At 42.6% G+C, this 22,845-nt stretch carries 20 protein-coding genes and 2 pseudogenes; 8 read left to right on the forward strand and 14 right to left on the reverse strand.

What is annotated here, in order from left to right; genetic code table 11:
• Positions 1 to 84: 84 nt before the first annotated feature.
• From H6G92_RS22480 to purE, 8 genes are all read right to left on the reverse strand, one after another.
• Complete coding sequence (locus H6G92_RS22480; RefSeq protein ID WP_190895878.1) at positions 85 to 750, reverse strand: NIL domain-containing protein; 666 nt, start codon at positions 748 to 750, stop codon at positions 85 to 87.
• 325 nt (positions 751 to 1,075) lie between these two features.
• Positions 1,076 to 1,342, reverse strand: a complete 267-nt coding sequence (locus H6G92_RS22485) for an NIL domain-containing protein (protein WP_190895880.1) — start codon at positions 1,340 to 1,342, stop codon at positions 1,076 to 1,078.
• Between the two features lie 115 nt (positions 1,343 to 1,457).
• A complete protein-coding gene (gene cysW / locus H6G92_RS22490) occupies positions 1,458 to 2,333 on the reverse strand; it encodes a sulfate ABC transporter permease subunit CysW (protein WP_190895882.1) in 876 nt (291 codons plus the stop codon).
• A complete protein-coding gene (gene cysT, locus H6G92_RS22495) occupies positions 2,320 to 3,180 on the reverse strand; it encodes a sulfate ABC transporter permease subunit CysT (protein ID WP_190895884.1) in 861 nt (286 codons plus the stop codon). Before cysT ends, cysW begins: the two co-directional genes overlap by 14 nt.
• 215 nt (positions 3,181 to 3,395) lie before the next feature.
• A complete protein-coding gene (locus tag H6G92_RS22500; protein WP_190895886.1) occupies positions 3,396 to 4,607 on the reverse strand; it encodes a sulfate ABC transporter substrate-binding protein in 1,212 nt (403 codons plus the stop codon).
• 367 nt (positions 4,608 to 4,974) lie between these two features.
• On the reverse strand, positions 4,975 to 5,754 hold the full coding sequence (locus H6G92_RS22505) for a class II glutamine amidotransferase (protein WP_190895888.1): 780 nt from the start codon (positions 5,752 to 5,754) through the stop codon (positions 4,975 to 4,977).
• 39 nt (positions 5,755 to 5,793) lie between these two features.
• Entirely contained in the window at positions 5,794 to 5,931 is a 138-nt protein-coding gene (locus H6G92_RS22510; RefSeq protein WP_190895890.1) for a hypothetical protein, read from the reverse strand.
• A gap of 62 nt (positions 5,932 to 5,993) precedes the next feature.
• A complete protein-coding gene (purE, locus tag H6G92_RS22515; protein ID WP_190895892.1) occupies positions 5,994 to 6,512 on the reverse strand; it encodes a 5-(carboxyamino)imidazole ribonucleotide mutase in 519 nt (172 codons plus the stop codon).
• A 92-nt stretch (positions 6,513 to 6,604) separates the two neighbouring features.
• Here purE and nagA point away from each other — a divergent pair, with 92 nt between their 5' ends.
• Entirely contained in the window at positions 6,605 to 7,858 is a 1,254-nt protein-coding gene (nagA, locus tag H6G92_RS22520) for an N-acetylglucosamine-6-phosphate deacetylase (protein ID WP_190895894.1), read from the forward strand.
• A gap of 303 nt (positions 7,859 to 8,161) precedes the next feature.
• On the opposite strand, the gene H6G92_RS22525 is transcribed toward nagA, so the two are convergent.
• Together H6G92_RS22525 and H6G92_RS41190 are read right to left on the reverse strand one after the other, a co-directional pair.
• Complete coding sequence (locus tag H6G92_RS22525; protein ID WP_190895895.1) at positions 8,162 to 9,286, reverse strand: site-2 protease family protein; 1,125 nt, start codon at positions 9,284 to 9,286, stop codon at positions 8,162 to 8,164.
• Between the two features lie 72 nt (positions 9,287 to 9,358).
• On the reverse strand, positions 9,359 to 9,472 hold the full coding sequence (locus H6G92_RS41190) for a hypothetical protein (RefSeq protein ID WP_390625458.1): 114 nt from the start codon (positions 9,470 to 9,472) through the stop codon (positions 9,359 to 9,361).
• A 79-nt stretch (positions 9,473 to 9,551) separates the two neighbouring features.
• On the opposite strand from H6G92_RS41190, the pseudogene H6G92_RS22530 reads away from it, so the two are divergent.
• Positions 9,552 to 9,740, forward strand: a pseudogene (locus tag H6G92_RS22530) (helix-turn-helix domain-containing protein); the annotation flags it as partial.
• Positions 9,741 to 9,931: 191 nt separating this feature from the next.
• Here H6G92_RS22530 and H6G92_RS22535 read toward each other — a convergent pair.
• Complete coding sequence (locus H6G92_RS22535) at positions 9,932 to 11,644, reverse strand: putative bifunctional diguanylate cyclase/phosphodiesterase (RefSeq protein ID WP_190895897.1); 1,713 nt, start codon at positions 11,642 to 11,644, stop codon at positions 9,932 to 9,934.
• Between the two features lie 667 nt (positions 11,645 to 12,311).
• On the opposite strand from H6G92_RS22535, the gene H6G92_RS22540 reads away from it, so the two are divergent.
• From H6G92_RS22540 to H6G92_RS22565, 6 genes are all read left to right on the forward strand, one after another.
• Positions 12,312 to 12,959, forward strand: coding sequence for a histidine phosphatase family protein (locus H6G92_RS22540; protein WP_190895899.1), 648 nt, complete (start codon positions 12,312 to 12,314; stop codon positions 12,957 to 12,959).
• 84 nt (positions 12,960 to 13,043) lie between these two features.
• Entirely contained in the window at positions 13,044 to 14,069 is a 1,026-nt protein-coding gene (locus tag H6G92_RS22545) for a glucokinase (RefSeq protein ID WP_190895901.1), read from the forward strand.
• A gap of 45 nt (positions 14,070 to 14,114) precedes the next feature.
• The gene (locus H6G92_RS22550) at positions 14,115 to 14,732 is read left to right on the forward strand and encodes a hypothetical protein (protein WP_190895903.1); all 618 of its coding nucleotides are present in this window, start codon (positions 14,115 to 14,117) and stop codon (positions 14,730 to 14,732) included.
• 427 nt (positions 14,733 to 15,159) lie between these two features.
• Positions 15,160 to 15,543 carry a fasciclin domain-containing protein gene (locus H6G92_RS22555; RefSeq protein ID WP_190895905.1) on the forward strand — a complete coding sequence of 128 codons (384 nt, stop codon included), beginning with the start codon at positions 15,160 to 15,162 and terminating at the stop codon, positions 15,541 to 15,543.
• 459 nt (positions 15,544 to 16,002) lie between these two features.
• Entirely contained in the window at positions 16,003 to 18,336 is a 2,334-nt protein-coding gene (locus H6G92_RS22560) for an NACHT domain-containing protein (RefSeq protein ID WP_190895907.1), read from the forward strand.
• A gap of 375 nt (positions 18,337 to 18,711) precedes the next feature.
• Positions 18,712 to 19,167, forward strand: coding sequence for a response regulator (locus H6G92_RS22565; protein WP_190895909.1), 456 nt, complete (start codon positions 18,712 to 18,714; stop codon positions 19,165 to 19,167).
• Positions 19,168 to 19,198: 31 nt separating this feature from the next.
• Here H6G92_RS22565 and H6G92_RS22570 read toward each other — a convergent pair whose 3' ends face one another.
• The 3 genes and pseudogenes from H6G92_RS22570 to H6G92_RS22580 all read right to left on the reverse strand — a co-directional run.
• The gene (locus H6G92_RS22570) at positions 19,199 to 20,416 is read right to left on the reverse strand and encodes an ABC transporter permease (protein WP_190895911.1); all 1,218 of its coding nucleotides are present in this window, start codon (positions 20,414 to 20,416) and stop codon (positions 19,199 to 19,201) included.
• A gap of 19 nt (positions 20,417 to 20,435) precedes the next feature.
• The gene (locus H6G92_RS22575; RefSeq protein ID WP_190895913.1) at positions 20,436 to 21,902 is read right to left on the reverse strand and encodes an efflux RND transporter periplasmic adaptor subunit; all 1,467 of its coding nucleotides are present in this window, start codon (positions 21,900 to 21,902) and stop codon (positions 20,436 to 20,438) included.
• A 674-nt stretch (positions 21,903 to 22,576) separates the two neighbouring features.
• A pseudogene (locus H6G92_RS22580) lies at positions 22,577 to 22,845 on the reverse strand (NF041680 family putative transposase); the annotation flags it as partial.

The following is a 22,845-nucleotide window of genomic DNA, read 5'->3' on the forward strand; positions in this document are numbered from 1 at the left end:
ACTGAAGAAACCAGTGATAATCTGGTTTGGGAATTGGTTTGATGATTATTTAATGCTGCCATTGGATAGTGACTATTTTATTAATTAGCGTAGGCGTAGCCCGTCGTAGACATCGCTATAAACGCTAGACAAATCCAACCAAATCGGTAGCCCCAGTTTTTCTAAATAACTCAGGCTAGAGTGTAGTTGCTTTGTTCTCCCCCACAAATCCAAATCAAACCAGCCGTCATCTTCCGTATCGGGTTGAAGTACTGCACTGGTAATATTGACTGTTAATCCATAACGAGAAACTAACTCGGAAATCACGGGTTCTTCGTAATAAGATTTTAAGACGCACAGTTGCAAGCGCAATCGATTAGTTTGACCTAGAGAAATCCATTGCTGAAATTGTTCTTGCCATTGATTTGTCAGCCATGCAGAGTTCTTGGGACTCAATTTGCTAGCTGGATGTGGGAAAGTTAAAGAGTCTTGGTTGAGTTGAATATGGTTTGTGATCGCTAGTTGCAGCAAATTCACTCCCAATTCTTGCAAGTAAGATAGGCTATCTGTCAGTTTTTGAGGGTTTCCCGAAAGTTCCAAATCAAACCAGCCATCGCTGTTACTGTCTGATGTGAGGGATGCAGCTTTGATATTGACGGTTAAACCATAACGAGACACCAACCGGGAAATTACAGGTTGCCTCTGATACTGCTGAGGCACGAGAATTCGGCTGTGAACTGAAGCAGGTTCTACAGATTTACTCTGAGACATCAGATTAATTCCTAATAACGATGCCTAGGTTGGGCTGCGCCTACGCACTTTTTGGGTTTGGCAGAGAATTTTGCTCCCTGCAACTCAACTGTGACTGGTTGAATATTAGCCTCATAGAGATTTTCATATTTCTAGTTTTTACTAAATTACGATAACTCTACCGACTTAAAGTATTTACTTCTTATGTAAAGGACAATCTCACAAAGTACACAAAAAAGCAAACAGTAAATTCACGTAAGTTAGGATCAATTGTGGAGTACTTTAACGCCAAAGATATGAGGGCGTGCAGCTAACTGTACGCCCCTACCATGTGTTGATATAACTTTTACCAATCAGTTGCTTTAGTGTCATCCCAGACTTCCAACTCCAAGTCATGGAGATAAGTTAGTCCACTCTGAATTTGTGCATCTGTTCCTTGTAGTTCAAGATCAAACCAACCATCACCGACAGCATTAGCTCCCAAAATAGCTGCCGTGATATTCACAGTCAGTCCATAGTCAGACACCAGGCGAGAAATTACAGGTTCCTGATGATAGTCTTTGGGAATTTTTAGTCGAATTCGTTTATTGGTAAGTGTATTGTCACTAGTCATGATTGTCACCATCAAGGGGATTGGGGGCTGGAGGGCAAAGGAGAATAATTAATAACCGTTGGGCTGACGCTCACGGCGAAAGCCAATGCCCAATGTTCCATGCCCCATACCTAACCTATTCAACATCTTTAATGCGGGTTTTGCGTTCCAGAATTTCCTTGAGTACCAAGGTTACTACTGCTAGCAATGCTAACAGTACAGCCGCAGAGAAAGCAGCTTCGGTTTCATATTGTTTGTAAGCGTCTTCTACAAACAGTGGTAGGCTCTGGGTTTGGTCAGCAATGTTGCCAGATACCACCGAAACCGCCCCGAATTCACCCATTGCTCTGGCATTGGTCAAAATTAAACCGTAGAGTAAGCCCCAACGGATACTGGGCAGGGTAACGCGCCAAAATATCTGCCAATCTTTCGCACCTAAAGTTCTAGCAGCTTCCTCTTGATCCTTGCCAAATTCCTCCAAAACAGGAATTACTTCCCGCGCCACAAAGGGCATACTCACGAAGGCTGTAGCCAGCAACATGCCTGGAAAGGCAAAGATAATCTTGATATCAAGTGCCTGAAGCCAAGGGCCAAACCACCCATTACGTCCATAGAGGAGCACAATCATTAATCCAGCAACTACGGGCGAGATGGAAAAGGGCAAGTCAATAATGCTCAAAACTATGGCGCGTCCAGGGAATTTATGACGAGCGATCGCCCAAGCTGCACATAAACCAAATACTGTGTTTAAAGGTAGAGAAATCAAGGCCAGTAAAAGCGTTAGCCAAGCTGCATGGAGAAAGGCTGGTCGCGTCAGGTTGGACAGAAACGGCCCAACTCCTTTGCTGAAGGCTTGGACAAAAACGTTAATTGCCGGGATGTATTGAACTAAAGCTAAATAGGCGATCGCTATACCAATTAAAACTATTGGCACCCAACTTTTCTGCTCTTTAGGCTTGGCTGTATGTGTATCAGATGCAGATGAGTGAAAACTTGGCTTATCTAGTGTCATATCGCCTTGCCCATGCTTGTAAGAAATTAATTGCCAATAGCAGTACCAAGGAAATTGATAGTAAAACTATGCCAATTACTGTTGCACCAGAATAGTCATACTGCTCTAGCCGTTGAAAAATCAGCACAGGTGCGATCAAATCTTGATAGGGCGTATTGGAAGAGATAATCACAGTTGATCCATATTCCCCAACTGCACGGGAAAAACCCAAGGCAACACCAGTTAAAATTGTCGGAAATAAAGGTGGCAAAATCACTTTCCAGAAGGTCTGCCATTGAGAAGCACCTAGACACCAAGCGGCTTCTTCAATTTCATGTTCCATTTCCTGAAGTACGGGTTGCACAGTTCTCACAATAAAAGGTAGTGAGATAAATATCATTGCTACCGCTACTCCCGTCCGGCTGAACGATACCTTAATACCTAGAGGTGCTAGCAGCGAACCTATCCAGCCATTATTGCTGTAAACTGTTGCCAGTGTTAACCCTGCTACCGAAGTTGGTAGGGCAAAAGGTAAATCCACTGTCGCGTCAATCAAGCGTTTTAAGGGAAAGTCGTAGCGAACCAGAACCCATGCAATGAGAGTACCAAAAATGCCATTAAGGAAGGCAGCAAATAGTGCTGTAACAAAAGTGACATTATATGTAGCTAATGCAATATCACTAGTTGCGATCGCCCAAAATCTTGCCGGTGGTTCCGTACTTGCTTTCAGAAACATGGCAACTATGGGAATAAACAACATCACCGTCAGGTATCCTATGGTGATTCGCCAAGTCCAGGGAACCCGCCCCAATCTCTTCCAGAATGGTGTTTTGCGTTCAACTTCCAAAGAAGGAGATACAGTAGTCATAGTCAAAAATTCAAAGTTTAAAATTCAAAAGAAGTTTTTTGTCAACATTCGTAATTGTTAATTCGTAATTCCTATAAAACTTGCCCACACTCTACGGATTAAGTAGCTTACTTCTCGCCATTCACGTAGCGTCTGTCTGTGACACGCTGCGCGTTTGCATAGTATCCCCCAGGGAACGTAGAGAGCGTAATTACGAATTACGAATTACGAATTATTTAGCGTTTCTTTTGGGCTTGAATCTTATCAAATACCCCCCCATCTGCAAAGAACTTCTGATCAATTGCTTCCCAACCGCCGAAGTCTGAAACTGTACCCAAAGTTTTCACCTTGGGAAATTTATCTGTAGCTGCTTTAGTTTGGGCTACTTGCTCATTTGCAGGTCTGAATCCTAATTTAACAAACTCTTCTTGTGCTTCTGGAGTATAGAGGAATTTGACAAAACCTTCAGCAACTTCGCGGTTGCCATGCTTATCGACATTTTTATCTACCACTGCGATCGGGTTGTCGATGGATATGTTGACATCGGGAACAACATACTCAACCTTTTCACCCTTTTGTTGTGCCAAGATAATCTCATTCTCATAGTTTATCAAGGCATCTCCCTGACCTTGCTTGGCAAATGTGTCTGTGGCTTCCCGCGCATCCTTGGTTAGGATTGGCACATTATTGAAAACCTTGGTTACAAATTCAGTCGCTTTCGCCTCATCTCCACCGGTTTTAATGACGGAGTTCCACAGTGCGAGGAAATTCCACTTAGCAATACCTGAGGTTTTAGGGTCAGCAGTAATCAGTTTTATATCATCTTTCGCCAAATCTTCCCAAGTCTTGATGCCTTTAGGATTACCTGGACGAGTAATTAGTGCTGCCACCGATTTGGAGACGATCGCATTGTTGGGAACTTCTTTCTCCCATCCTGGTTGAATCAATCCAGCTTTCTCAATCTTTTGCGTGTCTCCAGCTAGTGCCAGGTGGACAATATCTGCTTCCAAACCATCGATAACGGCGCGAGTTTGGGAGCCAGATCCGCCATAGCTTTGCTTGAAGACAACAGTTTGGTTATGATCTTTCTTCCACTGTTCTACAAATTTAGGAATGATGGCTTCGTGAGCCGCTTTGGTAACTGCAAAAGAAACGAGGGTTAGTTCAACATTATCCTTAGTTGCAGCCACAGGATTCGCAGTCGGGGCTTCCGTGGAAGAATTACTCCCAGTTCCACCGGAACAGGCGGCAAGCGTCACACTCAAAACAGTCCCTACTAAAAATAGCGATACAAAGCTTTTGAGCGAATTGAGTCTGAACCGATTGGTTTTATGTTCAGCGTAGATGCGTTCGCGTAGCGTCTCGTTAGCGTAGCCTCTCGTAAAGAGAAGCAGCTTGTCGTAAGACATCGCTTGTAACCTTTTCAGTGGGCGTTGCCATAAACTCATTCCATTTCCTCCATTAAATCTACAAATAATTGATGAGAATACAGTTATATAGTGTTTATAATACTGGATGATTCCATGCATCTAGTTATAAACACCAAAAAACCTCACATTCTTTATCAAGAATATGGTGATTCTAGCAGTTCTGTGAGGAATTACAAATGCTTTTATTTTCAACTATCAAATTGTCATCACAATCTGCTGCTTTATCTATCAAGCAAGTTGCTAGAGAATAGCTAATTTTTGAGGAGAGTCTATTCTCATACCCAGTGGAACAAAATCAAGTGATGAAAAACAAAACCCATCTAGAAAGTATCTAAATGGGAACAATCTCTGGTTAATTTTTGAATTCGCCAACAGGATCAGATTCTTAACTAAATGCATATTTCAGGGGCAGTCCATCCTGAAAAACTAGTAATTCTCCCGGTTGGATTTGTGTCCAAACTTCGTTGTCAGTCAAGGGTGTGGTGGCAATGACAGCAACGCGATCGCGTTCAGTAGTCACTTCCCGAAAATCTACTGTCATGTCTTGGTCAATTAAATGGGCAGCTGCGAAGGGTGCTTGGCGGACAATGTAGCTGAGTTTGGTTGAGCAATAAGCAAAAAAGTGTACTCCATCTGATAATAAGTAATTAAATATACCTATTTTTGCAATTTCATCACTAGTTTCTTGCAGTACAGGATATAGTTCTTTAATGTCAGGCTTACCCTCAGGAAAGCGCGATCGCAATGTTTCTAGCATCATACAGAATGCTTTTTCGCTATCGGTATCACCTACGGCTTGATAAAAGCCCAAATTTTCTGGTTCAAAATCTGGCAAATTACCGTTGTGGGCAAACACCCAATACTGACCCCACAATTCTCTGCGGAAAGGATGGCAGTTGTGTAGGGCAACTTCACCCTGAGTTGCTTTACGGATATGGGCTATGACATGGGTTGAGTGGATAGGATAACTCCGCACCAACTCCGCGACAGGAGAAGCAACAGAAGGTTGGGCATCTAAAAACATCCGACATCCCTTTCCTTCAAAGAAAGCAATGCCCCAACCATCGCTATGATGATCTGTTTTTCCTCCCCGTGCAGAAAACCCTTCAAAAGAAAAGCAAATATCCGTTGGAACATTGCAGTTCATTCCGAGCAATTGGCACATGGATCTTGTAGCTCTCAATTTTTGACTAAGGCCTCAGGATCAAGATACTTCAGAATGCTGCATTGATTCTGGAGCGATCGCTTCAATCTTGGAATTTGGTGGGGATTGGGGATTGGGAATTGGGGAGTGGTCAACAATCAATAGTTCTTCTTCCCCCACTCCCTTATCTACCCCCATCTCTCTCATCCCTCCTGTTGTGCTGTTAAGATTTCTTACCGAATTACGAATTACGAATTACCTTAAAGCATTTGCTGTAAATATTGCTCATAGCCTAATTCTTCTAGTTTTGCTTGCTTTGCAATTACTGATTCACATAAAGTTTGGCGATATTGTTGAACTCTTTCTAGTAATTCTGGTTGCTGAGTTGCGAGGATTTGTACTGCTAAAAGTCCGGCATTTTTGGCATTACCGATCGCCACTGTTGCTACAGGAATACCCGCAGGCATTTGTAAAATAGAATACAAAGAATCTACACCTTGTAAGTTCCGCGTGGGTACAGGAACACCGATAACAGGAAGTGGAGTTAAAGACGCTACCATCCCAGGCAGATGGGCAGCACCACCGGCACCAGCAATAATTACCTTAATGCCGCGTTGGTGTGCAAGTTGAGCATATTGCACCATGCGTTCTGGGGTACGATGAGCAGAAACGATCGCCACTTCGCTCTCAACGCCAAATTCTTCACAAACTGCGATCGCATCTTTCATGGTGGGCAAATCGGAATCGCTGCCCATGATAATACCAACTAAGGGAGTCATAGAATTTTGGATTTTGGATCTGGGATTTTGGATTAATAGCCGATGGTTCCATCTAAAATCGGGTCAGGTTTAATTATTCCTTAGCCCGTGTGATGACCCAAGCAACACAAAATCCTGTAGATATTATCAATGCTAGAGTGCCTGGTTACAAAGATTTGCAGATGCTCTTGGTTAACCAAGAGGGCATAATTGAGCAAATATTGCCAATGGTTACAACAGAGGCGCACAGCCGTGCATCCATAATAGATGTTGCTGGCGACTGGATTTCATTGGGTGGTGTTGATTTGCAAATTAACGGTGCGTTGGGTTTGGCATTTCCCGATTTGACTGGTGAAAATGCTCACTTGCTGGTAGAAATCTCACAATTTTTGTGGGATGTTGGGGTAGATGGATTTTTACCAACACTTGTGACAACTTCAGTAGAAAAGATTCAGCGATCGCTTGCTATTCTTGCTGAGGTTCTGCCCTATCAACAAGCTGGTGCCAAGATTCTCGGAGTGCATCTAGAAGGCCCATTTTTGAATTTCCAAAAGCGCGGCGCACACCCAGCAGAGTATTTGTTACCTCTAACAATTGATCAGATAAAGCGGGTTTTGGGTAATTATGCTCATGTTGTGAAAGTCATTACCTTAGCGCCGGAGTTAGATCCCACTGGTGAAGTAATTCCATATTTGCGTTCTCTGGGAATTACTGTCAGTTTAGGACATTCTCAGGCAACAGCGGCCCAAGCGCAACGTGCCTTTGACGAGGGTGCAACGATGGTAACCCATGCTTTCAACGCCATGCCGGCATTACATCATCGTGAACCAGGATTATTAGGGGCAGCAATTACTCATCCTAATGTGATGTGTGGTTTTATTGCTGATGGCCAGCACGTTTCGCCCACGATGCTGCAAATTTTACTTCGCGCTAGCTATCAAGAAAAAGGGCTATTCCTCGTCAGCGATGCCCTTTCACCTCTGGGGCTACCCGATGGTGTATATCCTTGGGATACTCGCCAAATTGAAGTTAAAAACGGCACTGCACGACTACCAGATGGTACCTTATCAGGGACAACTTTACCGTTATTGGTGGGAGTACAGAATTTGGCCAAGTGGGGAATTTGTGACGTAGAAAGTGCGATCGCTTTAGCGACTAATGCACCGAGAAAAGCGATTGGTTTACCAGTAATTGCCAAGAGTCAACCCGCTAATTTACTACGCTGGCATTGGGATGAGAATACAAAAGAATTAACTTGGCAACGTCTTCTCACCAAGGCGGCGGAAAGCCCACTTCTTCTCTACGAGACGCTGTGCGAACAAGGGGTGTCCGGGATAGCCGCCCCGCCGCCGTTAACTGTTAACTGATGAGTGTTAACCGTCAACCGTCATCAGCATGCACGTGTTATCCCACCCCCTAAAAAGGGATGGGATGAGTTTAAATGCAGAGATGGTAAAGAAGGCAGGAGGTTGGAATTTATCTGTTGGTATCAACCTTATCTAAATCTAATTACCAAAGTCAGGAAAAGGGAAAGGTTTTATTATCCCTTTCCCTTTAACCTAAGTGGAGTCGAAGCTTTAATTACGAATTACGAATTACGTTAGCGTAGCGGTAGCGAGTCCGCGTTCGCGCAGCGTCTCGTAGAGAGCGTCATTACGAATTAGTAATTATTATGCAGGGTTCGGTTGGGTTCGGCTTTGAAGTAGCTGGATAATTGCAGCTTTTTCTAAAATTCCAACTAGGACACCATTTTCACGAATCACGGGAAGCACAGATAGCTTTTGTTGTTCAAGTACCTGCATAACTTCCAGCAGAGGTTGATCAGATTGAACTGTGGTAGATTCGGTAATTGGTCGCATGACTTCTTTTACTTGAGTTTCTGACCACAATGCTGTTGGGATGCTTCGTAAGTTATCAACTGCGATCGCACCTACTAATTGTCCATCATCGTCAGTCACTAAGAATCGATGCCAGTTTTGTCCACTTATGACCCGCTCATCGGCAAACTCTCTTAGGGTAAGATTACCAGATACAATCGGGCTATCATGAGTTACAGCATCTTCGGCTGTCAAACCTGTGAGTTTTTCTTGCACTCTGGCAAATTGAGCCGCATTACCAGCATTTTGCAACAAGAAGAAGCCAATTAACAAGTTCCAGAAGTTACCGAAGCTGCCAAATAATAGTAGGGGAACTACACCTGAAAGAATTGCTACCCAACCAAAGATTTGCCCAACTCGACTAGCAAAGGTCACACCTTTATAAGGATTACCTGTAATTTTCCAAACGATGGCTTTCAGTATATTTCCACCATCTAAGGGCAAGCCAGGAATGAGATTAAACAGGGCTAATGCCAAGTTCACAGAAGCTAGAACACCAAGAATTGCAGCTAACGGCCCTGATGCAGTAGTAGTAATACCAATAGCTGTAACGATACCGCACAGTAGTAAACTTACTAGAGGGCCAGCGATCGCTACCCAAAAAGCCTCACCTGGGGTTTTCGACTCTTTTTCTAAGCTAGCCAAACCGCCAAATATAAACAGCGTTATAGATTTGACATCAATACCCTGACGAATCGCAACAAAACTGTGGCCTAATTCATGAGCGACGACAGAGGCAAATAACATCAGCGCTGTCATCAATCCCAGTAGCAAAGCTAGTCCCGCAGACAATTGGGGAAATTGTGCCGCCAGTCCACTGCTATAGCTCCAAGTTACTAAACCCAGAACTAAAAACCATGACGGATGGATATAGAAGGGTATTCCGAAGAGATTACCAACGCGAATTGTGCCATTCATGTCGTTCACCTTTGATTTCAGCTTCGAGAAGTTTGCTTTCGTCTTTCTCGATGTCTTTAGTGTAACGAAATGTTAAGAGCTTTTAATCTTTCTGACGGTAGTGGTGTCCGTCCGTAAAGGTGCGGTTATTGGTAATATTGGGAGCAATATCAATAAAATGAGTGAGAGTCCGCTATATCCTCGCACGAGCCAAATATGCAGGTTCCACCAATCAGAGTTGTCAAAAGAGGCAGGGGAGCAGGGAGCAAGAGGGAAAACTGAGACAGAGCGTTTAACGCCTCGTGAAGTACAAATTGCTTCTTTGGTGGCTCAAGGACAAACCAATGCAGAAATTAGTGCTGAACTTTGGATTACTGAAAACTCTGTCAAGCAAGCCTTAAAAAGAATGTTTCGGAAGCTTGAGGTTTCATCTCGTGCTCACATGGTTGCAAAGCTTTCCACAGTTTCAAAATAAATGCCCTGTGCTAAACATTTCTACCAAAATTAAAGTAGGGGCACGGCATGCCGTACCCCTAGACCTTACAATGTAATGTTGTACCGCATCTGAATGGGAACCCGCTATACATCCTTTAACCAGACCACAAAGAAGGTGAAGATTACTTATCCGAACCGTAGTGGGGTGACTCTCTGGCTTAGGCATCTACACTATGCTGAAATTGTCTCCATCTGCTGAGAACTTTTCTGCAACATCGGGGCAATGATATCAGCCGGGACAGGACGACTGAAGTAGAAACCCTGACCTTCATCACATCCACGCATTTGTACGTAGTCAAGCTGTTCTTGGGTTTCTATACCCTCTGCCGTGATGTTCAACCGCAAGCTCTTTGCTAGGGCAATAATCGCATCGGTGACGGCGGCGCTATCAGCATTAGACATGACATCTTGCACAAATGAGCGATCAATTTTGAGCATGTTCACAGGAAAGCGCTTCAAGTAGTTCAGGGACGAATAACCTGTGCCGAAGTCGTCTAAAGCCAAGCATATACCCAGTTCTCGTAATTGTTTTAAGGTTTTAACCGATCGCTCAATGTCACCCATCAAGAAGCTTTCTGTTACTTCCAGTTCCAGATCAGATGCTTGGAGTCCAGTCTCCTCAAGAATTTGGTTGACGATCTCAACCAGATACGGTTGTTCAAACTGTCGAGATGACAAATTCACAGATATCCGAATTGGAGTAAATCCAGCAAGCTGCCAAGCACGGTTTTGGGCGCAAGCAGTTCGCAAAACCCATTCGCCAATTGGTACGATCGCACCATTGGCTTCTGCAATCGGAATAAACTTTGCTGGAGAAACCAAACCTAATGTAGGATGCTGCCAGCGAACCAACGCTTCCATAGCTGTAACTTGTCTGCTGTGTAAATCAATCAGGGGTTGATAATAAACCAGCATTTCGTTGCGCTCAAGCGCCCCATGTAATTCTTTTTCTAAGGTCAGTCGCTCCTGCAACTGAGCATTAATTTCTGGCGAATAGAATTGGTATTGGCTACGCCCTTGCTGCTTTGCTTGGTAAAGTGCTATATGAGCTTGTTGCAAAATTTGATCTACGCTATTGCTATCATTTAGATCATTAAGGGTGATGCCGATGCTGGCGGTGATATGAATCAAGTTACCCTCAATCGAAAAGGGTTTACTCAGGGTACTCAACAGCACTTGAGATAGCTTAATCACACTTTCAAAAGAAACAATCTCTATGCGGGCAAGGGCAAATTCATCTCCACTCAAATGGGCAAGAATATCTGTTTGTGTTATGCAGGTTGATAACCTCTGGGCAACTGCTCTTAACAACAAATTTGTTATTTTATGCTCCAACCCATGACTCATCCCAGTGAAATCATCAATACTTAGCAAAAAGACAGCTACAAGGCGCTGGTTGTTTTCAGGTTTGGATAGAATTTGATTAACGCGATCGCGGAATAAATCACGATTAGGCAATCCAGTCAGATCGTCATAATTAGTGATGTAGTGAATTAACCCATCTAACTTGTGAAGAGTTTGTGAGGTATCCGCCATTAATGTACCTGCTTCATCAGCAAATTCTGTCGGCAATTCAGGTAGGGTTTTGGTGTTCAGATAATTTTGCAATGCAGCAGATGTCAAAATGACCGGTTTGAGGAGATGGTTTAGTGCATAGAGGGTGACGGCCGTACCTGCTAACGTCGCCAACAGAGCAATAATCATAACTCGCGCCGCCATCTCCCAAGAATAGGAGTTCGAGATGACGAAACTCAAGAGTAAAGTCAAAAGTGGTACATGAGTACCCAAAAAAGCCACCAACATGATTTTAGCGGTGTAACTTTTCTTGAGCCATCCGAAACGAGCTAGGAATGAATAAAGGTAGAGCTTGTGATTGAACTTCATAAATTCTGTTCGATAGTTGGCAAATTAGTTCTGAGCTATCCTCGAAAAAACGTATTTTCGGTTCAAAATCTAGTGGAATTAGCTCTCATGGAACCCAACCCTAATCAGGTTATATATTATGTTTCCCAATATAGGTTTCTACTTGATATGCATAACGATAAAGTTTCCGTGAAACCTAATTTAAAAATCCAAAAAAAGTTTGTATTGATTATTACACTGACAGTAGTATTCGTTTTTCTTAATTTGATATATAGTAATTCCCAGCCTACTAAGGTACAGTCACAGCATTAGGTAAGGCAATTTAAGATAGAGGTAATTGATAAAAATAAAAATTTTAATATGTATGAATATCCAATATTTATAGCAACTATTAAAAGATTTATGCAGGGTGAATTACTAAATGAATGCTCACGCATCTGCTATCAAAAATACGAAAAATTTATTCTGAGTGGAACTAACTCTCTAGAGCTTTTAGTCGATATTGCTTTAGAGATTTGGCTAAAAAGGCTTTAAGCAAAACTACGCTGATGCCAGTGATAACTTTTCCAAATCATTGATATTATTACAATTTATTACAAATTTTGTCATATATTAATATTTGCAGCCCTCCTTGCAGATATCTATATTTGTTTAGCGGCGAATTCTATTCACCGGAATAATTAAACCCATGAGTCAAATAGTCTGGATCGCAAGACACGCTAACCGCCTAGATTTCGTAAACCCCGATTGGTTTCTCACTGCCGAACGACGCTACGATCCACCCTTGTCTGATGATGGTATGGTGCAGGCACAACAGTTAGCTAAACGATTGAAAAAAGAAAATATTGCCCATATTTTCGCCTCCCCTTTCCTGCGAACCGTACAGACAGCAAACGCAGTTGCAGAAGTGCTCAACTTGCCGATCAAATTGGAGACAGGCTTGAGTGAATGGCTAAATCCAGTTTGGATGACAGAAGAACCCGAAAGACTCTCAACTCCAGCATTAGCACAATTATTCCCCAAAATTGACACCAGCTATACTTCGCGCATCGCGGCCAAATATCCTGAAACTCACGAAAAAGTGCGAGAACGTTCTGGGCAAACTGCTAGATGTTTAGCTGCTGAGTTCTTTCCAGAGGATATCCTGCTAGTAGCACATGGTGCATCTGTGTTGGGGGGAGCAATGGGGCTAGTAGGGGAAATTGCCAAAACAGAAGTCAAAGCTTCTTTATGTTCTTTAGTAAAAGTCGTGCGCGAAGATCCAGAATGGTTGTTAGAACTAAAGGGAGATACTTCCCATTTAACCCAGATAGAAGAAGTGATTCGATTTGCCTAAATCTCTGATCAGGATTTTCAATCATGAATTTCGCTACGTTGGGTATATCCTACAAATAAAGTAATTAATTCACGAATAATTTGTATGACTTTATTACTAGCAGGAGACATCGGCGGTACGAAAACTATTCTGCGATTGGTTGAAACATCAGATTCACCAGGAATACATACTATTTATCAGGAAAGTTACCACAGTGCCGATTTTCCTGATTTAGTACCGATAGTGCAGCAGTTTTTGGTCAAAGCTAATACACCAACACCACAAAAAGCTTGTTTTGCGATCGCAGGGCCCGTTGTCAAAAATACTGCCAAGCTAACCAATTTAGTCTGGTTCCTGGATACTGAACGTCTACAACAAGAATTGGGTATCCCACAAATTTCTTTGATTAACGACTTCGCTGCGATTGGCTATGGCATTTTAGGTTTACAAAAACAAGACTTGCTGATGTTGCAAGTTGGCAAATCTCAACCCGAAGCCCCCATTGGAATTATTGGTGCTGGTACTGGCTTAGGACAAGGATTTTTAATTAAACAGGGAAACTACTATCAAGTCTTTCCCTCAGAAGGTGGACACGCTGATTTTGCCCCTCGGAACGAGATAGAGTTTCAACTGTTGAGATACCTGCTAGGTAAACATGATATCCAGCGCGTTTCTGTGGAACGCGTGGTTTCTGGCATGGGAATTGTGGCAATTTATCAATTTTTGCGCGATCGCAAATTTGCCACCGAATCACCAGATATTGCCCAAATCGTCAGAACTTGGGAACAAGAAGCCGGACAGGAAGAGAAAAGTGTTGATCCCGGTGCTGCCATTGGTACAGCCGCACTACAAAAACGCGATCGCCTCTGTGAACAAACTTTGCAATTATTCATAGACGCTTATGGTGCAGAAGCCGGGAATCTTGCCCTGAAACTCCTACCTTATGGTGGCTTATACATCGCTGGTGGGATTGCGCCCAAAATCCTACCCTTAATCCAAAACAGTGATTTCTTATTGAATTTCACCCAAAAAGGCAGGATGCGCTCCCTACTCGAAGAAATACCCGTGTATATTATCCTCAACCCGCAAGTAGGGCTAATAGGTGCTGCTTTATGTGCTGCTAGGTTATAACAGCTAGCATCATCAGTGAGATTAGCATCTCAAAAGGTAAAACTTATGACAATTAAAAGTCTGTTGCCATTAATTGCCGCCACCTTTGTCTGTGGTGGATCTGTTCTCGTGGAAGCGCGTCAACCCAAACCTCTTCAACCCAAACCTCCGGCGGCTGTTGTCAAACCAACCGTTTCCCAACCCGTGCAGCCACAATGGAAGTTATACACTCCTCCAGATGGGCGATTCACTATTTTGATGCCGGGAAGCCCCAACAGAAATACCCAATCCCAAAAAACTTACATGGGAGAAATTAACTTAGAAATATTTGTCGCTCAACCACCAAAACAGCAAGTAGCTTATGTAGTTACTTACAATGATTTTCCTTATAGTTACGGTGAAATGGCTGACCCCCAAGCTGTACTTAATAATGCACGAGATATGGCTTTAAAGACCACGAAAAGTAATTTAATTAGTCAACGAAATATTCGTAGTTCCAATAATCATCCTGGCAAAGAAATTGAGTACATCAATTCTGGAGGGAAAATCACTAAGAGTAGAATGTATGTTGCTGAAGGAAGATTGTATCAAGTAATGGCAATAACTACAAAGAAACAGCAGAAGACATTAGCTAAAACCATTACTGGGTATTTAAATTCTTTCCATGTAGTTTTGAAAAAGTGAAATAACTAAAACCTCTAACATATTAGCCTTGCGATCAATTGCGTAGCTCATAAGTAGGTATTCGTCTATAAAGTTTAAACTGATGGGTAAACAAGTTTGTAGTAAGGACTTTAGTCCTTATTTTCTAAGCACTAGAATGCTTACTACAAACCCTGAAAACTAGCTTAACAAAGTAGTGTATAATCTATCACTGGTTATACAATGTAGGTAAACCAGATAAAAAAATTGAATTGTGGCTAACAAGATTTTTCCATTAACTCCAAAATTTTAACTCCTAAATTCTGCTGTATTTTAATTATTTAATTTTTTTAGCTCATATTATACAACTTATACGCTTCTCAAGCGCTTACTCAAACATGATTTCTAACACTACGATGTCATGCTAACAACTATTCATTACTAAATTAAATAAAATCAAGTGAAAGAAATGGCTCATACTACTGATACTGCCGTTACCTCTGGTTCTTTTAGTACCCTAGTTGATGCAATCAAGGCTACCAATCTGATAGATACTCTCAAAGGTGTTGACTCGTTTATCTCCTCTGCATCCACAGATCAAGCTTTTGCAAAGCTTCCAACAGGTACTGTAGAGACATTGCTTAACAATATTAATAAACTCCAGCAACTCCTGACATATCACATCCTTTCCGGCAAGGTGATGCCCATAAAGCCGATTGAAGGCTCAAGTTTTAAAATTAACCCTTTCAATAGTTTCAATCCAAATTATGAATCACAGCCTCACAACCCGATGCTGTTGATGATAACGGTGTCATCCACATCATTGTTGATTCCTCAGTCAACAAACGTGTAGTCTAAAAACTATTTATAGTCACTACCTCACGACTGTCTAGATATGTTTTCAGGAACTCAAGCAAGTTAAATGTTATACCTCTCTCTAAACCTCTCTCCTAAGAGGAGAGAGGTTCGTTTTATATTTTTTGAGGTTGTTTCACTTAGTAAATACTTTAGACGGCGACATCATTTATCTTCAAAGTTGCCTAATCAATAAAAATAACATCAGCTAAATTAATTTGGCAATTTATGCTTTAAAAATGAAACATTGTTTGAATTCAACATTGGCAAATCTTATAATGTATAAGATAAATGTATAACGTTTGAGTTTGTTGCAAAAATTTAAAACCTTGAGAGTAACTCTGGGATTTTGTCTAACTTTAAGCAGGTAAAATGCTAATATCATATAAAAGCCTATAGTATTGCAGATATTAATAAAAGTTAAAGTTAATGATTTTAGGAGCAGGGTTTTTGTCCTATGGTCAAGCGATCGCTCCAAGCATCACTCACTGGGATTCAAGAGGCTAAAAGAGCATTTGCTCTCAAGGGATGGACACAAGACAATCTGGCAGTAGAAGTCAACCTCAAGACGAGACAACCAATTTGGCGGTTTTTCAGTGGTCATCCGGTTGAGCGTCATACCTTTATTGAAATTTGTTTGGTGCTGGAACTGAATTGGCGGGAGATTGCTAATAATCCTCCGGCAGAATTCTTAGAACTAGAAGAATACATCAAGCCCTCTGTCTTGGATATTGATACATTAGTGCAACAAGTGCGATGTCTACGACGGGCTACGCCTACGCAACGCTTCGACAAAATTCAAGACCAGTGTGGTATTTTGCAGTTATTGGATATCAGCCGTCCCGTTGCGATCGATGACATATATATAGATGTGAATATTTTGGAGGAAATTGTTAGTCAACAGTGGTTAGAAATTACTGACATCCAAAACTTTAATCGAGAAGAATTTGACCACTTTGGTTTAGGTGAAGTATCCCTGAAACAAATACCCGGTATGCGGGCAGTGGAAACTCACCCCAAACTTAGGGTGCTAGGAAAACCAGGAGTGGGTAAAACCACTTTTTTACAGCATCTCGCCATTCAGTGTAACCAAGGTGCATTTGCAGCCAATCAGGTTCCTATTTTCATTACACTGAGAAATTTTGCGGAAGAATCTAAAGTTAGCAACGAATTCAGCCTATTAAATGACATCCGCCAAGAGTTTCTTATATCTGGAATTTCAGATCCGTCAATAATCGAAACCTTGCTTAGTGCAGGTAGAGTGTTACTGTTGCTTGATGGCATGGATGAAGTTCTTAATCAACAAAGCAATGCTGTCTTAAGCGAAATTCGCAGATTTTCAGATAAGTATCACAAAAATCAGTTGGTGGCGACCTGTCGAACAGCAGCTCAAAAGCTTAGATTCCGAGGCTTTACTGATGTTGAAATTGCCCCATTTACCTCACAACAAATCATCGCTTTCGCTCAAAAATGGTTTGTGGCCTTTACCAAGACAAATATTCAAGATGGTCAGGCACAATCAGTTCAGTTTATTCAGAAGTTGGACTTAGATGAAAACTGGCAATTTCGCCAACTCGTGGTTACGCCCCTGTTTCTGCATCTTGCCTGCTGGGTGTTTCACGGTCAAGACAAATTTCCGACTAAGCGGACTGACTTTTATAAGCAAGGTTTAGACCTTCTATTGGGCAAATGGGATGAAGCCAGAGGCATTGAACGAGATGATATTTACCGAGGGTTTTTGTTACCACAAAAGCTCAAGTTATTGAGTCAGATTGCAGCGGCGACATTTGAGCAGAGTCAGTACTTTTTTGAGCAACGCATCGTTGAGCAATACATTGGTGAGTATATTCAGAATCTGACTAACGTGCCAATGGATGCAGAGGAACTGCAGATAGAAAGCGAAGCGGCGCTAAAAGCAATCGAGGCTCAACATGGGCTACTGGCAGAACGGGCGCGGGGAATTTTTTCCTTCTCCTATCTGGCATTTCAAGAATATTTCACGGCAAGGAAAATCGTTGCCAGCCATAACCTACAGGCATTGGAGCAAGCGTTGGGAGGGTTAGTGGGTCACATCACTGACCCGCACTGGCGCGAAATCTTCTTGTTAACAGCTACCATGCTCAGGAGTGCAGACGGGCTGGTACAGTTGATGAAGCAACAGATTGATGCACTGGTTGCCCAAGACCCTTATTTACAAGAGTTTTTGACCTGGGCCAGCAAAAAATCTCGCACTATTCCAAGCCAATCAAAAGATGCGACAATTCGAGCATTTTACCTGGCCTTGAGTCGGACTCCTAACATAGCTTCTCACTTTGCCTTAGCCAGCAGCCTCGACCAAGGCATGTTTCTGGATGCGGCATTAAATAACCTGCTGCTAGAGTGTGCAATTGAAGGGAGCCAAGACTTTGCCCACATCCACGCCTGCGGAGATGCTCTCTCGAACATTCTGGGTATTGTTCTGGATGTTGGACTTTATAAATCTCTGCAACAACTCTCTGAGCAATTTCCAAATTCTCGTCAAAGTCAAGAACGGTTTGGGCTATGGTGGCAAACGAACTATTCAGCCTGGGCTGAACAGTTAAACATGACGGTGATTAATTACCGCAACATTAACCACCAGTGGCAGTTTAGCCTTGAGCAACAGCAAGTGCTGCAACGCTACTATGATGCTAATCAGTTACTACTCGATTGCCTGCATAGCAATTGTGAAGTGACAGCTGCTATTAGGCAGGAAATTGAAGCCACTTTATTGTTGCCTCAGAAAGAGCTTGAGGACAGGGAATGGCAATAATTCTTTTGGATAATTACGCAAATAGGTTGGCTACCAAATTAGTTTTTATTACGTTTTGTATCGTAGTTAATCAACTAATTTAGTAAATCAAACAACACTTTGCCATATTACTGAAAGAAAGTTTTTCATTTGATTTCTAGCAAAAATCCATCTTTCGGTACTTTTCTTTGTAACTACTCTTCTATTGAGCCAGAAGCTGCCCATAGCTTACTTAGAGTGGTACGGAAACGTTTCCAATAGATGTAACTTTTGAGCGAACAAACTAGAGACGCGTTAGCGATAGCGTCTCGTAGAGAAGCCCAGTGCAATTTCGCATCTCTACTTACGGATTTTTCAGATCACTTTGCACTTAAAGTCCTAATGGCAGGTCTTGTTATGAATTTAATCAATGGCTTTTGCTTGACAGTTGGGATACTCAAAGGTGTACAAGTGCTCATTGTAGACAACGATCTCGACAGTAGAGATTTGTATGCATTTTTACTCAAAGACTTGAGCGCACATGTAATTACTGCTGGTTCCGTAAAAGAAGCTTTAGAAATTTTGAGTTGGTTCACGCCCAATATTCTTGTCTGTGAAATTAGGTTTTTGGGTGAAAGTATTTATACATTGCTAAATACATTGAGTGCTATGGAAGCAGACAATGGAAATCATATCCCAATTATTGTGACTTCAACATCTACCACAGGTACTCATGACCAAATTCCAGATGTAGAGTTTGAGGAATATTTACTCAAACCATTCGACCTTGACAAATTTGTTTCCATGATTAGGAATCAAGTACAGGAAGATGTAGCAGAAAATTCTTGCCCCAATCTAGTAGTTTTACACTAGTACACTGTGGCGGAAGCGTATTGCCCGATTACTAAGCACTTCTCAAAGCCACAATTGGATCGAGTTTAGCAGCGCGACGTGCGGGAACAACACCAAAGAATAAACCAATACCACCAGATACACCAACTGCCATAGTAATCGCTACAGGAGAAAGACTTGCTTCTAAGGGAGTCAAAGCTCCCACTAATAGAATGCCACTGATACCAACCGCAGTGCCAACTAAACCGCCAGCTGCTGAAACTATTACTGCCTCAATGATGAACTGTAGCAAAATATCTTGCTCAGTTGCGCCGATCGCTTTTCTCAATCCGATTTCTTGGGTGCGTTCGGTGACGGAGACAAGCATAATATTCATGATGCCTATGCCGCCGACAAACAACGATATCCCGGCGATCGCTGCTAGCATGATTGTCAATGCACCTGTAATTTGACCAACAGTTTGCAAAGCATCCTTTTGAGAGCGGATGGTGAAGTCATCTTCACCATTAATTTTGTGCCGTAGACGCAACAAATTAGCAATTTGAAACTCTGCTGCATCCACACTCTCTGAATCACGAGCGGCAGCAACAAGATAATCTAAAGCGATACCATAGGGAGAATTCTTTCCCACAAGTCGGTTTGCTGAAGTCGTGATTGGTATTAAAGCAGCATCATCATAATCTGCTCCCACGCTGGAACCTTTAGCTATTAAAGTCCCAATCACTTGAAAGCTGGTATTTCCAACTCGCAATTGCTGACCTATAGCGTTACTATTACCAAATAGTTTTTCTGCTAAGTCTCCACCTAAAACAACGACTTGGTTACTTCGCTTGATGTCTACCTCAGAGAAAAACCTGCCTTTAGCAGTTTCAAAATCCCGCACCGACAGGAAGCTGGGAGTTGTGCCAATGATATTAACATCAGTGTTTCTATTGCGGTATGTAACTACCTGTCTTCTATTTAACTCTGGCGCAACTCCTACTACTGTTGGTACCTGAGATGCGATCGCTTCAGCATCTTGTAACACCAAAGTTTTTGGTACTTCAAAGGAGATACGCTGAGTTTCTTGATTACCTGGCAGTATAAACAGCACATTTGGCCCTAATGACTCCAGCTGTTTATTCACGAACTTTTGCCCACCTTCGCCAATGCCAATCATGGCAATCACTGAGGCGTTGCCAATAACTATACCCAGCATCGTAAGGGCGCTACGCAGTTTATTTGACAGCAGGGTTTTCCCCGCCATTTGAATGCTTTCTAAAAAATTCATATCTTATAATAATTACGAATTACGAATTATTCTGTTCTTTCGCCTTATCGATTTTGTAGTCTTTGGGTGGATTAACAAAAACGCGATCGCCTTCTTTAACTCCCCCTAAAATCTGAGTTTGATCTTGGATTTGCGCCCCAATTGTAACTTCGCGGAATTGGGGTTTATTGTTTGCATCTGGTACAAGTACACCAGTTTGACCCTTTTCGGTGACGATTGACACCGTTGGTAGCACCAAGGCAGCATTGACGCGATCGCCTAAAAAAGTCAGATCCACATTTAAGCCAGAACGCAGTTTATCTGTGCCAGTATCAAGAGCAACCCGCACCTGGAAGGATGTCACACCTTGTTCCACTACTGCTTCTGGAGCAATTAGGCGCACATTACCTTTAAAGATTTGATCGGGATAAGCATCAGCAATAATTTCCACCTGCTGTCCCGGTTTAATTCTGCCAAGATCGGCTTCGGGAACTTGAGCTAATACTTCTAAACCGCGTGCTACGGCGACAATTGAACTAGAAGTTGCCGACGCACTAGTAGAAGCAGAAGTTGTAGGGGTCACAAAAGCGCCCACGTTAGCATACTTTTGCGTCACAATTCCTGAAAGAGGAGCACGAATAATAGTCTCATCTAACTGCACTTGCACACCCTTCAATTGAGCCTCAGCCGCAGCAACAGCTGCTTGACGCTGGACAATTTCTTCAGAACGGGTGCCATCTTCCAACAGTACCAATGCTGCCCGTGCTTCATTCACAGCCGCTTGGCGTTGGACAATTTCCTCAGTTCGAGTGCCACTTTGGACTAACGACAATCGTTTTTTAGCTTCTTCTAAACTGGCTCTAGCGCTTTTGTCTTCACTGATGGCTTGATCGAGTAATTGTTTTTTTTCTGCTCCCTCTTTGTACAGATATTGGTAACGCTTTACCTGTTCACTGGTGTAATTCACCTTTGCTTGAGCCGCATCCACTTGGGATTGAGCTTGAGCAATCTCTTGGGGACGATTACCAGCCTGAGCTTGGGCTAGCTGGGCTTGAGCTTGTGCTAACCGCGCCCTAGCTTGAGCAATTTCTTGAGGACGACTACCAGCAAGGGCTTGGGCTAGTTGTGCTTGACTTTGGGCTAAGTTAGCACGGTACTGGCTCCTTTGGGCCTCAATGCTTGCGCTATCCATCCGGGCGAGAATTTGCCCTTGTTGAATGCGATCGCCTTGTTCCACATATAATTGCGACAGCACTCCAGGGTTCTTCGGGCTAATATTTACGCTCTGAACTGGCACGACTTTGCCACTAGCTGTAATCCGCAAGGTGACGTTTTTCGCTGCTACTGGCACAGTTAATTGAGCAATGTCTTCTTTTGTCCCTTGATTTACCAGAGTGTAGGTTGTGGCTGTACCAACAACTAAGACACCCCCTGCTATCAGCCCCATCAGCCAGCGTAATGGATACTTAACTTTGCCAATAACAGGAATTTCTATGTGCGTAGCCATATCTAGAAGCCTATAAATCTTGCTTTATGGAAGTAGCCTGTAGTTAGATGATGCCCATAGCAAAGGCACCCCAAATAGCAAAAGCTACGCTTTTACTCCCCTCCCTACAAGCGGGAAGTGGTTGGGGTTGCTCTTAACTATGGTTAATTGAGCGGACATAAATATTAAAGGGCAGGTGCAGGAATGGGAAGTTGTTAAAATTTTTGGATTAAATCTTTATTCATAAACTAACAACTAGACGCCTAATTAGCTTCATCGTTGCTTAATCTTTCTTCATAATAGGTATTACACATCTGTATGCCTTCACCTGAATGGGTGACTTTAGCCACATTGTTAGGTAAAACTTTAGGCTATAAGTGAGGTTGCGCTTTATTTCCCCCAGGCTGAAATCTGGTGCTACCCATAGCTTGCTTCTGATTGGCAAATTTTTAGTGATCGCCACGTTGCACCAAAGAAGCCACAATAAGCTGTTAAGCATTTAATTTGCACATTGAGATCGCAGGGGGGCAGGGGGCAGAAAGCAAGGGAGAGGGTTTGCAGCTTTTATTACCATGAAAATGATGCAATTTAAATGACGATTAGCTTACTTACTGGAGTTTAGACTAAGCATTAGGAAGCGACCCAGCAGCACTGAGTTGACAAAACATAAGCTTCAATCAGAAAAATCTTTGCTACTAAGCCGATTTATCTTTCTGTTTGCGTGGTTTTGGCGTACTTTTTTTGACTATGGGATAGCGAATTCTACGTTGCCGTAGTTGCCCAGGTTTCCAGCCTGGAGACTTTCCACGGGGTTTGGGCGAACGGGCAGGAGTACCAATACTCTCTAAAATGATCCCCATAGCCTGGGCAACCCGACCAGGAGTTAGTTTGTCTATCGACTTCTGCCAAGGCAGGGGGTTGTCAGCAACGATATCACGAGCCAACCACAATTCCCAAGTAATCA

The organism is Nostoc foliaceum FACHB-393 (assembly GCF_014698505.1).
GTDB lineage: Bacteria > Cyanobacteriota > Cyanobacteriia > Cyanobacteriales > Nostocaceae > Nostoc > Nostoc foliaceum_A.